The sequence below is a fragment of the Streptomyces sp. NPDC050564 genome (assembly GCF_044457265.1).
Classification (GTDB): domain Bacteria; phylum Actinomycetota; class Actinomycetes; order Streptomycetales; family Streptomycetaceae; genus Streptomyces.
The window spans coordinates 96641-108840 of the sequence record NZ_JBITGS010000018.1; the positions used below are offsets into that span (position 1 = coordinate 96641).

The 12200-nt window shown below is 70.3% G+C and carries 7 protein-coding genes and 2 pseudogenes; 2 read left to right on the forward strand and 7 right to left on the reverse strand.

What is annotated here, in order from left to right; all coding sequences use genetic code 11:
• Nucleotides 1-3: 3 nt before the first annotated feature.
• The 5 genes from ACIBK0_RS27355 to ACIBK0_RS27375 all read right to left on the reverse strand — a co-directional run bounded on the left by ACIBK0_RS27355 (nucleotide 4) and on the right by ACIBK0_RS27375 (nucleotide 7041).
• On the reverse strand, nucleotides 4-1524 hold the full coding sequence (locus ACIBK0_RS27355; protein ID WP_399085297.1) for a Wzz/FepE/Etk N-terminal domain-containing protein: 1521 nt from the start codon (nucleotides 1522-1524) through the stop codon (nucleotides 4-6).
• A complete protein-coding gene (locus ACIBK0_RS27360; protein ID WP_399085300.1) occupies nucleotides 1521-2891 on the reverse strand; it encodes a Wzz/FepE/Etk N-terminal domain-containing protein in 1371 nt (456 codons plus the stop codon). Before ACIBK0_RS27360 ends, ACIBK0_RS27355 begins: the two co-directional genes overlap by 4 nt.
• Nucleotides 2888-4156, reverse strand: a complete 1269-nt coding sequence (locus tag ACIBK0_RS27365) for a glycosyltransferase family 4 protein (RefSeq protein WP_399085303.1) — start codon at nucleotides 4154-4156, stop codon at nucleotides 2888-2890. The genes ACIBK0_RS27360 and ACIBK0_RS27365 overlap by 4 nt, the downstream gene beginning before the upstream one ends.
• Nucleotides 4146-5462: a nucleotide sugar dehydrogenase gene (locus tag ACIBK0_RS27370; RefSeq protein ID WP_399085306.1), complete on the reverse strand. Its 1317-nt coding sequence runs from the start codon at nucleotides 5460-5462 to the stop codon at nucleotides 4146-4148. The genes ACIBK0_RS27365 and ACIBK0_RS27370 overlap by 11 nt, the downstream gene beginning before the upstream one ends.
• 100 nt (nucleotides 5463-5562) lie before the next feature.
• Nucleotides 5563-7041 carry a sugar transferase gene (locus ACIBK0_RS27375; RefSeq protein ID WP_399085309.1) on the reverse strand — a complete coding sequence of 493 codons (1479 nt, stop codon included), beginning with the start codon at nucleotides 7039-7041 and terminating at the stop codon, nucleotides 5563-5565.
• Between the two features lie 969 nt (nucleotides 7042-8010).
• Here ACIBK0_RS27375 and ACIBK0_RS27380 point away from each other — a divergent pair.
• Nucleotides 8011-8241: a hypothetical protein gene (locus ACIBK0_RS27380; RefSeq protein ID WP_399085312.1), complete on the forward strand. Its 231-nt coding sequence runs from the start codon at nucleotides 8011-8013 to the stop codon at nucleotides 8239-8241.
• A gap of 80 nt (nucleotides 8242-8321) precedes the next feature.
• On the opposite strand, the pseudogene ACIBK0_RS27385 reads toward ACIBK0_RS27380, so the two are convergent.
• Together ACIBK0_RS27385 and ACIBK0_RS27390 are read right to left on the reverse strand one after the other, a co-directional pair.
• A pseudogene (locus ACIBK0_RS27385) lies at nucleotides 8322-8882 on the reverse strand (formyltetrahydrofolate deformylase); the annotation flags it as partial.
• Nucleotides 8880-10034 (reverse strand): annotated as a pseudogene (locus ACIBK0_RS27390) (2Fe-2S iron-sulfur cluster-binding protein); the annotation flags it as partial. The pseudogenes ACIBK0_RS27385 and ACIBK0_RS27390, both read right to left, overlap by 3 nt.
• 209 nt (nucleotides 10035-10243) lie before the next feature.
• On the opposite strand from ACIBK0_RS27390, the gene ACIBK0_RS27395 reads away from it, so the two are divergent.
• Entirely contained in the window at nucleotides 10244-11968 is a 1725-nt protein-coding gene (locus ACIBK0_RS27395; RefSeq protein ID WP_399085315.1) for a dolichyl-phosphate-mannose--protein mannosyltransferase, read from the forward strand.
• Nucleotides 11969-12200 lie beyond the last annotated feature (232 nt).

The following is a 12200-nucleotide window of genomic DNA, read 5'->3' on the forward strand; positions in this document are numbered from 1 at the left end:
GTGCTACCGCACCTCCTCGTTGCTGTCCGGGACCCGTGCTGCCCACATCGGCAGCCGCTCCGTCCGCCGCCGGCCCGTCCCGTTCCGCCGGGCCAGCCGCTCGTTCTGGCCGCGCAGCGCGATGTGCAGCCCGTCCCACAGCGTGCCGTCGGTCCGGTCCCGCGGATCGGGGTCGATCAGCACTACACCGATCACCGGAATGCTCTGGTCCGCGAGCTGCCGGGCCACGGTGTGCAGCCATGCCGCGCTGCCGTGCCCGGCACGCACGACGAGCACGGTCTGGGTGCCGAGGTACTGGAGGTCGGTCCACGCGGTGCCGGGTGCGACCGAGCCGACGCCGAGCAGGTGTCCCTGATCCGGCATGGCGGCGGCCTGCTCGCCGCTGACCACGGTGGGATCTCCCGGCTTCGGGCGGCGGCCTGCGAGCTGCGGGCCGGGCAGACCGTCGATGACGGCCACCGGTCCCTCCTCTGCCAGCGCCCTGGCGACGTTCAGCGCGATCACGCTCGTGCTGCGCGCACAGCCCAGTTCCAGCAGCGACACCGGTTCCGCGGAGCCGCGTACGGTGCGGGCCAGGGACGCGGTGAGCCGTTCGCGTGCCACCCGGGTCCGTCGGCGCTGCCACGGCCTGCCCGACCGGCGGGGCAGCTCCGCGATGACCGAGGCACCCAGGTTCGCCGCGATGTCCCGGCGCAGCACGGGGCGATCCGCCACCACCACGCCCACCGCGGCCAGCGCGAGCCCGAGGACGAGTCCGAGGACGAGCCCGATCGCGGCGTCGGTGACCGCGGCCTTGGGCAGGGAGTGCCCTACCGCGCGCGGGGCGTCCACGACCTGCGTGCCGGCGATGACGCTGGGCGTGCCGGTACGCGCATCCGCGGCGCGCTGGTCGAAATCGGCGATCCGCGAGTTGAGTTCGGCCCGGCGGGCGAAGAGCGACTCGATGCTCGCCGACGCTGTCGGGTCGCTGTCCGGCGATCGGTCTCCGATCTCCTTGTTGACCTGGGCGAGCTCGTCACGCGTGCGGTCACGCTGGTCGAGCAGGGCCTTGGCCTCGGCCTTCGCGGTTTCCTGCATCCGCGTCACGTGGTCCGTGACGAACGCGTCGGCCAGCGCCTTGGCCCGGGCCACCGCTTCCGCGTCGCTGTCGCCGGTCACATCGATCTGCAGCAGGTTGTTGGTCAGGCCGGTACCCCGGTAGTCCCGCATGAAGTCCTCGGGTTTTTCCGGGGACTTGAGGGACTTCAGGGCCATGTCGGCGACCCGGGTGGTCTGCAGCACCGCGACGTCGGTACGGATCAGCGTTCCGGTGTCGTTCGGCTGGTCCTCCGCGTGCGCGACCAGCACCTTGGTCATCGCGCTCGGCGGCGGCGGCATCAGGACCGCCACCGCCGCGCCGACCAACAGGCCGAGGAGCGCCATGGCGCTCCACAGGCGGCGGCGCCTGCGCACCGCGACCACCAGTGCCTGCAGGTCGAGGAGCGGGGTGGCGGTCGGCGACTCCGTAGTCGTGCTCGTCGTCACGCTGAGCCTCCCCTCACGTGGCCGGGCACCGCGAACGTCAGAGTGGCGTCGTCCGGAAGCTGGTCGGCAGACCGCGCGGGGCGAGCCTCGACCGTGCCGGCGAGGACGATGCCGACGACCTCGTGCCCGCCGTCCGCGCACGCCTCGGCGATGCCGGTGAGCTCCTCCGCGGTCCAGCTGCTCGCGCTGAGGACCACCAGGGCGCCGGACTCGGTGTCGCGGTCCGGCACCATCGGCCGGTCCACCGACACTTCCATCACCCGCAGCAGCGGATCGCCCTTGGCCTCGGCGACGAGCTGCCCGGCGGCCCGGCGGGCGATCTCGTCGCCGCCCGGTACGACGACCAGCAGCCGCCGGGGAGCCGGCAACTGCTCCCGGAGGCGAGCGCACACCCGCCGGTAGCGGAGCCGTCGGCCGGCATCGTCGCCGGACTTCTGCGGGGCCGGTACGTCCCACCGGGTGTCGGTGCCGAGGAGTCGGCTGATCCGGGCGCGTGGGCCCGCGCCTTCCGGCCGCTGCGCGTTCCGTTCACCGGGTACGTCGACGGTGCCGAGGAGCGTCGAGCCCAGTGCCGCGGCGATCTCCGGTTCGGTGCGCAGTCGGCGGTTCATCCGTGCGGCGACGAGATGGCCGATGACTGCGAGCAGGAGGAACAGCAGCGCCCCGCCGACGATGAGCTGAATCCTCGTCGGCGACGCCTCGCCGGTCGGCCGGGCGGCCGGGCCCATGACGACCATGCCTGCCTTGCTGGTCGCCGGGTTGGCCTCGGCCAGCTTCTTCATGGCGTCCTCCAGCGAGGTGCGCAGGTTCTCGAGCGCGGTGCGGGCCTGCACGCTCTCCACGGTCTGCCCCGGATCGGCCGCCTTGGCCAGGTCGCTGATGCGGCGGTTGGTCTCCGTCACCTGCTTCCGCAGCGCCTTGGTCTCCGTGGTCGCTCCGGCGTCGGTGCCGCCGCCCGCGATCTGCGCGGTGAACTGCACGAATTGCTGGGCCACCCGGTCGGCGAGCCGCTGCGCGCGCTCCGGGGTGTCGGCCGTACCCGAGATCGTGATGATGTTCCCGTCAGCGGCCTTGGCGCTCACGTTCTTCTGCAGCTCGGTGTCGCTGACGCCGGTCCAGTGGAGAGCGGCGGCCGCGCGGTCGACCACTGCCGAACTGGTGGCGATGTCCACCTGGGTGAGCAGTTCGCGCTCCTCCCAGACCCCTGGCAGCAGTACCGGTGCCGACGCGGTGTATCGCGGCGGGAACACCAGCACCGAGGTGCCGAAACCGACGAGTGCGCCCACCACGGCGAGGGCGGCGAGAAGCCGCCACCGCCGACGGAGTATCCGCCCGATCGTGACGAGGCGGATGGTGTCTTCGTTCAACTGCGCTGCCTCTTCTTCCTTGTGCGCACCGGGTCGCCTGCCGACACCGCAGTGCGGTCCCGGCAGGCAGCGGCGTAGGCGGCGAGCAGCGATGCCTGCGAGTTGCTCCAGGAAAGCTGCCCGCCGATTCGCTCCTGGCCGATCTTGCCCATCCGGGCCCGCTTCTCGGGATCGTCCAGCAACACCGTGATGAGCTTGGCGAATTGGGCCTCGTCGTTGGCCGACGCGTAGACGGCGGCGTCACCGGCGGAGACGCGCGCCTCCTTCAGGTCGAACGAGACGATCGGCCGGCCCATCGCCATGTACTCCAGGACCTTGTTCATGGTCGACACGTCGTTGAGCGGATTCCGCGGGTCGGGGGAAAGGCACACGTCCGCAGTGGACAGGTAGCGCACCAGGTCGGCGTCGGGAATGCGCCCGGTGAACTGCACCTGCTCCGTGAGCCCGAGCTGCCGGGACAGCTCCACCATCGCGTCGAAGGCGTCGCCTGAGCCGACGAACACCGCATGCCAGTCGGTCCGCCCGAACTCGTCGCGCAGCTTCGCCAGGGCCCGCAAGGCGTAGTCGACACCGTCCTGCGGGCCCATGACGCCGAGGTAACACAGCAGATGGGGTTTGCCGCGCTTCAACTCCGGCTCGGGCGGCACCGGTTGGAACCGATCGATCTGGGGCGCGCTGCGCACCACGAAAACGTCCTCGGGGCGCCGACCGCCACGGCTCACCGCGACGTCCCGGTAGCTCTCGTTCGTGGCGAGCACGACGTCCGCGGCCCGGTAGGTCCGCCGTTCCAGCGCGCACACGGCGCGGTAGAGCAGGTCCTTGCCGCGGTCGAACCGGGAGAGGTACAGCTCGGGCACCAGGTCGTGCTGGTCGAAGACGAACCGCGCGCCGCGCCGCTTCAGCCACCGGGCCGACAGGAACAGCAGGTCGGGCGGGTTGCAGGCGTGGACCACGTGGACCGGGCCGACCTTGCGGGCCAGCCGGGCCGTGTGCCACAACGCCGTTCCGTACTCCCGCAGGTAGCCGGCCGGTCCTCCGGTGGCGGCGCGCAACGGGTAGCGGTGGATCCGCACCCCGTCGATCAACGCCTCCGGTTCCGTGTCTCGCTTCTCCCCCCGGGGGCAGATGACGTGCACCTCCCAGCCTGCCTCGCGCAGGGTCGTGCACTCCTGCCACACCCGCCGGTCGAACGGCACCGACAGGTTCTCCACCAGGATCAGCGCGCGCCGGCTTGACCCGTCACCGCTGATTGCATTACCAAGCAAGGCCTATGTACCCCGGTTCGGCCCGGCGCGCCTCGGCGTCGGGAAGGCGGATGAGGTCGACGATCACCGGGCCGCCGCCATGAGGCAGGGCCGCGAGGACAGCCGGGTCTTTGGTCCCCACCAGGCACACCTCGGCATGGTCGAGCACTTCCTCGACGGAATCCGCGAGCAGCTGCGCGAGGTGCGGCAGCCGTGTCTCGATGTATTCGCGGTTCGCGCCGATCAGCCGGGAGAGGCTCACGTTGGCGTCGTGGATCCGCAGGTCGTACCCCTTGCCGTGGAGCCTCTCCGCCAGTTCGACGAGCGGGCTCTCGCGGAGGTCGTCGGTGCCGGGTTTGAAGGACAGCCCGAACAGGCCCACCCGGCGCTTTCCGGTGCGCTCGACCAGCTCCACCGCGCGCTGCAGATGGTCGGAGTTGGAGGGCAGCACGTGGGAGAGGATGGGCACCGAGACGTCGGCCCGCTGCGCCGCATGGACCAGGCTGCGCAGGTCCTTGGGCAGGCAGGAGCCGCCGAAGGCGAAGCCGGGCCGCAGATAGGCGGGGCTGATGTTCAGCTTGCGGTCGGCCAGGAACACGTCCATCACCTGGTGCGAGTCCACCCCGAGCGCCTGGTACACCGCGCCCAGCTCGTTCGCGAAGCCGATCTTGAGGCCGTGGAACGCGTTGTCCGCGTACTTGATCGCCTCGGCCGTCGGGACCGGCACCCGGAACACCTCGCCGGGCAGGCCCTCGTACAGCGCCGCCACCGCGTCGCCGCTTGCCGGGTCGAGCTCGCCGATGACGGTCTTGGGCGGATCGAAGAAGTCCCGCACGCTCGTGCCCTCGCGCAGGAACTCCGGGTTGACCGCGACCCCGATGTCCACCCCGGCCGTGCCGCCGACGTACTTCTCCAGGATCGGTACCAGCAGGTTCAGGCAGGTGCCCGGGAGCATGGTGCTGCGGAACACGACGGTGTGCCGCCCACCCCGCTCGGCGAGCGCGGCGCCGATCTGCTCGGTGACCCGCTCCAAGTACGTGGTGCACAGGCTGCCGTTGGGCTCCGACGGCGTGCCCACGCAGATCAGCGACACCTCGCTGTCCATGATCGCCTCGCGGACGTCGCCGGTGGCGCGCAACGCTCCGGTTCGCACGACCTCGGCGATGAGCTCGCCGATCCGCTCCTCGACCACCGGGGCCTTGCCGTCGTTGACCAGGTCGACCTTCACCTGGTTGACGTCCACGCCGATGACCTCGTGGCCCATGCTGGCCAGGCACGCGGCCGACACGCAGCCCACGTAGCCGAGCCCGAAAACGCTGACTCTCATGCCCCGCCTCTCCCCCCAGGCAGACCCTTGTGGCCTGCGGTCCCCCAATGCAGGCCCTTGTGGCCTGCGGTCCGCGCTTGGGTCGGACGACCCTCGCGCATCAGTAGGCCCCCTGCCCGTGGAGCACCGCACGCAGCGTCTTCCACAAGATCACTGTGTCCAGGGCGAGCGACCAGTCCTCCACGTACCGCAGGTCGAGGCGGACCGCCTCCTCCCACGGCAGGTCGCTGCGTCCGCTGATCTGCCACAGGCCGGTGAGTCCGGGCTTGACCAGCAGCCGCCGCCGGATGTCCGGGCCGTAGGCGGCGGACTCCTCCGGCAACGGAGGCCGCGGACCGACGAGCGACATCGATCCGGTGAGCACGTTGAAAAGCTGCGGGAGTTCGTCGAGCGAGTACCGGCGCAGCACTGCTCCCACCCTGGTCACCCGCGGATCCCGGCGGAGCTTGAACAGCAGCCCTGCGCCCTCGTTGCGGTCGGCCAGCTCGGCACGTGCCCCGTGGGCCCCGGCAGCCATGGTGCGGAACTTGAGGATGGTGAACTCGCGGCCGTCCTTGCCGACCCTGCGCTGGCGGTAGAACGCCCCGCCCCGGCTGTTCACCACCACGAGCAGCCCGACGAGGACCATCAGCGGCGCGAACAGCACCAGCAGGACCGCCGCGCCCACCCGATCGACGACCCCTTTGATCGCCCGGCGCCCCCCGGTGAAGGTCGGCATGCTGACCCGCAGCAGCGGGATCCCGAGCACCGCGTCGACGTGCAGCCGCGGGCCGGCCACCTCCATCAGCACGGGGGCCACGACCATCTCGGCGTCGCTGCCTTCGAGGTTCCAGGCCAGCCGCTGCAGCCGGTCCGGTGTCCAGTGCGGGTCCGGTGTGACCGCGACGACACGGTAGCCGTCGTGCTCGACGTGCTTGGCGACGTCCGTCAGCTGGCCGACGACCGGCACTCCGTCCAGTTGGTCACCGTCGAGCCCGCGACCGTCCGTCGTGCACACTCCGTCCACCCGCCATCCGAGGTGCGGGAGCTTGCGGGTTCGGCTGATCAGGTCGCGCACGGTGGCCGGGCTCCCGGCAGCGAGCACCGGTCTCAGGCACCGCCCTTCCTTCCGCTGTTTGTGCAGCGAGAGGCGGAGCAGATACCGCGCGGTCATGGTGACGAGCGCGATCGCGGGGATCGCGACAAAGATCCAGAGCTTGATGTTGCGCGAGGTGAGAGCGATCCCGCCGAGCGCGAGTACGACGGTCGCCGTGAACAGTGAGCGTCCGAGCCGACGGAATTCCTCGGCACCCTGGCCGAGCACGGCCGGAGCCCACGCCCGGCTCACCGCAAGCGCTCCCAGCACCAGCAGCTCGGTGCCGAATGCGAGAATTCCCCACTTCTCATGCCAGTTGGCCGCGTCCCGGGCCCCGAAGAATTCGCCGATCGCCGCCACCACAAAGGCGGTGACCACGGTGTCGCTGCTGATCACGGTACGGCGGTACCGCTGCTCCCAGTCGCTCGCGGGCCGGCTGATCGCCTCATTCGCCAGACGCCCGCGCGCCGACGAAAAAGGGTCGACTATTCCCCCCTGCCGCACAGAAACCCCCCGGTCCCCAGTGGTACGACGTGTTCGCCCAACACTGTCCCTCCCCCCGGGAGGCCCCCGCCCCCCGCACGCTTCCTCCCCTCGGGAGGCCCCCGCCCCCCGCGCCGCGCTGTTCCTCCCCGTGGGAGGCCCTCGCCCCCGGCGCATGACAACCCCGGCTGCTTCAGGGCTACTTGAACACCCGCCCTGGCGGCAGCAAGCTCGCATGTCCTGCCGGACTCTCGAGGTGCGCGGGAACCCGTCGAAACCTCGGGTGCTCCCCGCACCCAAAGCCCCTCTCGGGCTCCAAGAATTGATCACCCCCACGTCTGGCGCCGGAGACGCCGTTAATGGCTGTCCGTAACGCCGGACCTATAGATCATCATTTGTCGCCTCGTGTCCCAGCATGCGAAGCAAGGTCAATCTAGACCATCGGGACCCTCCTGGAGAGAGTGATGTGTGGAAATTGTGCTCAACATTTGAAGCTGGATCCACGGCCCGGTAACCGCCACAGCTGCCTCGACGACGAAGACGTGCCCTGTGACCTGCGGTAACGGGAGGCCGGCACCGGCAACCCCCGGGCGTCCCGGCACCGCCGACTGGGCTGCATCCAGGGCCAGTTCGGCGGATTCTCGCCGGTGAGCACGGGGCGGCGGTTGCGGATGTGGACGATCGACAGCACGCGGGAACGGATCTTCACCGCTCTGCTCGCGCAGGCAGACGCCGAGGGCGACCTCGACCGGGTCGTCGCCGTCGACTCCACGATCGTGCACGCTCACCAGCACGCCGCCGGAGCCCGGCCGAACGGGCCCCGGCCGGCGAGCCGCATGACCACGCCCTCGGACGCCCCCGCACGACGCCAGACGCGGTCCTGGCCGACAAGACATCCCTCCTCGCGAGCCATGCGAACTCACCTCAGCGGGCGGGGCATTCGTGCAGTGGTGCCGCAACCGGCCCATCAGATCGCCACATGCAAACGCCGTGGCAGATCCGGTGGCCGGCCGCCTGGCCTTCGGCCGTGGAATCTACAAGCAGCGCAGCACGGTCGAGGTGTGCATCAACAAGCCAAGCAGTGGCGTGGCCTGGCCACTTGCTCCGACAGACCGCAACCTCGCCGAAGAAGCTGGGCTTCTTCCAGACACCGAAGAAAGGCGCCTGCCCAGGCCAGATGCCCGGCAGGCGCCCTTGTCGGCGCGCACCGCAGCAGCCTGACCATCCAGCCGATCCTTCCTGGCTCTGCAGCGCGACTCTCCGCCTCATACGGCGGATGTCCTGAAGGAAAGGTCCGACCGTCAGCGAAGGACCACCGTGCGCCGGCCCTGGACGAACACCCGGCCTTCGCAGTGCCACCGGACGGCTCGGGGCAGGGCTGCCGACTCTGCGTCACGGCCGATGGCGGCCAGGTCGTCGGGGGTGTGACTGTGGTCGGCGCCGATGACCTCCTGGGCGATGATCGGGCCTTCGTCGAGGTCGGCGGTGACGTAGTGGGCTGTCGCGCCGACGAGCTTGACGCCGCGGTCGTGTGCCTGGTGGTAGGGCTTGGCGCCCTTGAAGCTCGGCAGGAACGAGTGATGGATGTTGATCACCCGGCCGGCCAGTCGGGTGCACAGGTCGTCGGAGAGCACCTGCATGTAGCGGGCGAGCACGACCAGGTCGACGGCGAACGAGTCGATGATCTCCAGGAGTTGGGATTCGGCCTCGGGCTTGGCCGCGGCCGTGACCGGCACGTGGAAGAACGTGATGTGGTGTCACGTGACGAGTGCCTCGTGGTCACGGTGGTTGGAGACCACCGCGACGACGTCGATGGGCAGGTCCCCGCTGCGGGTGCGGAAAAGCAGGTCGTTGAGGCAGTTCCGTACGGTGCCGTCGGGGACGAAGGCGACCAGGTCCTCGTCCCGGCGCAGCCGGCCCTGGCGCTGGCTGTGCAGGTGCACCACCGGGCTCCAGCCGCCCGAGACGACGAGCAGGTCGCAGTCGAACGACTTGGGGGCACCGGTGAGTTGACCGTACTCGTCGGGGGCCTGACGGTGACGCCGGTGAGCCGGCCGCCCTCGGTGTCGACCACCGCACTGCCCGTCAGTACCCGCACCCCGGTCGTCGCAGCGACCTCGGCGGCCCGGTGGGACAGCGCGGGGAGCGTCCACGACGGCGGCGATGTCGACCCCGGCAGCGTGGAGGTCGGCGATCGTGTCATAGGCCCTGTCGTTGGTCATGCTCACCACGGCCCGCGAGTCCGGGGCCACGGCGTAACGGTTGACGTATGAGCGCACGGCTGCGGCGAGCATCACCCCGGGGCCGGTCGTTGCCGGCGAAGACCAGCGGACGCTCGTGCGCGCCGGTCGCCAGGACCACCTGGCGGGCCCGTACGTGCCACAGTCGCTGGCGCGAGACGCCCTCGGACGGTTCGGGGGCGTCGACTCCGAGGTGGTCGGTGCGCCGTTGCAGGGCCAGCACGTAGTTGTCGTCGTAACTGCCGAACGCCGTGGTGCGCTGCAGGACCACGACCTCGGGGGCGGCGTCGAGTGCCGCGCGGACCTCGGCGACCCACTCCAGGGCGGTCTGTGCACCGGCCCTTTCGGTGCGTCCCCAGAGCAGCGAACCGCCGGGGCTCGGGCTGGTCGTCGAGGAGGATCACGCGGGCGCCGGAGCCGGCGGCAGCGGCGAGCCCGGCCGGTCCGGCGCCGACGACCAGGACGTCGGTGTGCGCGTACTTCTTGTCGTAGACGGCGGAGTCGGGGGTCGGGTCGAGCCTGCCCATCCCGGGCAGCGTGGTGGCGGACAGGCCGTCGTACAGCTCCACCGTGGTCGCCGGGGAGCATGCCCTGCGAGCACGAACCGTCGAGCTGCACCAGGGCGTTGGGTTCCTCGACACCCGCCGCGACGATGCCGCGCGGGCGGCCGCGGTAGAGCGACGGGGCGACCTCGACGAGCCCGTTCGCCAGCATCGCCGAGGCGACGGTGTCACCGGGATGCCCGGTCAGTTCCCGTCCGTCTCGCGCGTCCACGACTGGCCGGCGGCCAGGTTGCCCTCGAGTACGAGTGCCGCGGCAGGCAACGTTTGCCCGTCAAGGAGCGGCGTCCGGTGTGTGCTCTCGGTGTGCCGGCCGGAAGTCCTCGTACTGGACGTACTTGGGCTTTCGGCCGGTGCGGCGAGAGGGCGTGCCGGGCGTCGCGACGGGGCGAACGTTGCCTGCTGGGGCACTAGGGTCATCCGGTGACGAGTACCGACGCGACGCGTCCCCATGTCCTCGACGACACCCGTCCCACGACGGCACCCGGCGAGTGGAAGGACCGTCTGCGCCTGTTCGGCTACGCCGGACGCCCTCGTACCGACATCCGCGAACGCCTGGTTCCGCCCTTCCCGGAGCCGGGGACCCGCGTCTGGGAGTTCATGGGTCTCCGCCCGGTACCGGCGTACCGCCTCGCGAAAGCGATGGGCTGGCTCGGGCCGGTGCTCGTTGCCGTCACAGCCGGAGCGATCCGCTTCTGGCACCTCGATCGGCCGCAGAACATCATCTTCGATGAGACCTACTACGCCAAGGACGCCTGGGCCCTGCTGCGGCTCGGCTACGAGGGCACGTGGCCGGACCGCAAGATCTCCGACCCGCAGATCCTGGCGCACCCTCAGGTGATCCCGCTCTCCGACACCGGGGCCTTTGTCGCGCACCCACCGACGGGTAAGTGGGTGATCGCGCTCGGCGAGTGGATGTTCGGGCTCAACCCGTTCGGCTGGCGCTTCATGACGGCGGTCCTGGGCACGCTGTCGGTGCTGATGCTGTGCCGAATAGGACGCCGCCTGTTCCGGTCGACGGCGCTGGGCTGCGTGGCCGGCGCGCTGATGGCGCTGGACGGCCTGCACTACGTGATGAGCCGCTCCGCTCTGCTCGACCTCGTCGTGATGTTCTTCGTACTGGCGGCGTTCGGATCCCTGCTGATCGACCGGGACAGGGCGCGGGCCCGGCTCGCGTCAGCCCTGCCGGTGGGCGGGGATGGCCACGTGGGCCCAGACCAGGACACCGGCAACCGCGCCGGAACGGGGCTGCGTCCATGGCGGCTCGCGGCCGGCGTCTTCCTGGGACTGGCGGCCTCGAGCAAGTGGAACGGGGTGTATGTCCTGGCCTTTTTCATGGTCCTGACCGTGCTGTGGGACGTCGGCGCCCGCCGCGTCGCAGGGGCACGCCACCCGTACCGCGCGCTGCTGCGCAGGGACCTCGGCTGGTCGGTGCTGTCCGTCGTTCCGGTGGCCGTGGTGACCTATCTGGCGACGTGGACCGGCTGGTTCCTGTCCGACCACGGCTACGGACGCCACTGGGCGGACGGCCGCGGTGGCACATGGTCGTGGATCCCGGCTCCGCTCCGCAGCCTGTGGCACTACGAGTACGGGGTCTATCAGTTCAATGTGGGGCTGCACACCGCGCACCGGTACGAGTCCAACCCGTGGAGCTGGCTGGTCCTCGGCCGTCCTGTGCTGTTCTCCTATGAGTCGCCGAAAGCCGGACAGGACGGCTGCCACGCGGCGTCCGGCTGCTCGCAGGAGATACTCGCCCTGGGGACGCCGCTGCTGTGGTGGTCGGCATGCTGCGCGCTTGTGTATCTGCTCTACCGGTGGGCGCTGCGCCGCGACTGGCGCGCGGGCGGCGTCCTGTGTGCGGTGGGTGCCGGCTGTCTCCCCTGGTTTCTGTACCAGGACCGAACGATCTTCTCCTTCTACGCTGTCGTCTTCGTGCCGTACCTGTGCCTGGCCTTGGCGATGATGGTGGGCGCGCTGCTGGGTCCGCCGGGGGCGAGGGGAAAACGCCGCATACGGGGTGCGGTGGCCGCAGGCGCTCTTGTGTTGCTCATCATCTGGAACTTCATCTATTTCTGGCCGCTGTACACGGGCACCGCGATCCCGATCGACCAGTGGAGATCCCGGATGTGGCTGGATACGTGGGTTTAGCTGGGCAGACGTAGCGAAGGGGCGCGCCAGACTGCCGCGCCCCCTTTGTCGTTGGTGGTCATTGGCGGCTGTTGCTGGTCGCCCTCGGACGGCCCCAGGACGGCCCCGGTTCTCCACCCCGGCAGATTTACAGGCCACGCGATGATCACGCATTGACCTGGCCTTTTACGCTTCCAGGCACGCTACTGCCCGATAAAAGCCCCATGAGCCGCCTCAACATCAGAGGCATACC

What these genes read in the sequence shown, in the direction of transcription:
- ACIBK0_RS27370 (WP_399085306.1), bottom strand. Translation starts at nt 5,462, where the DNA reads ATGAGAGTCAGCGTTTTCGGGCTCGGCTACGTGGGCTGCGTGTCGGCC.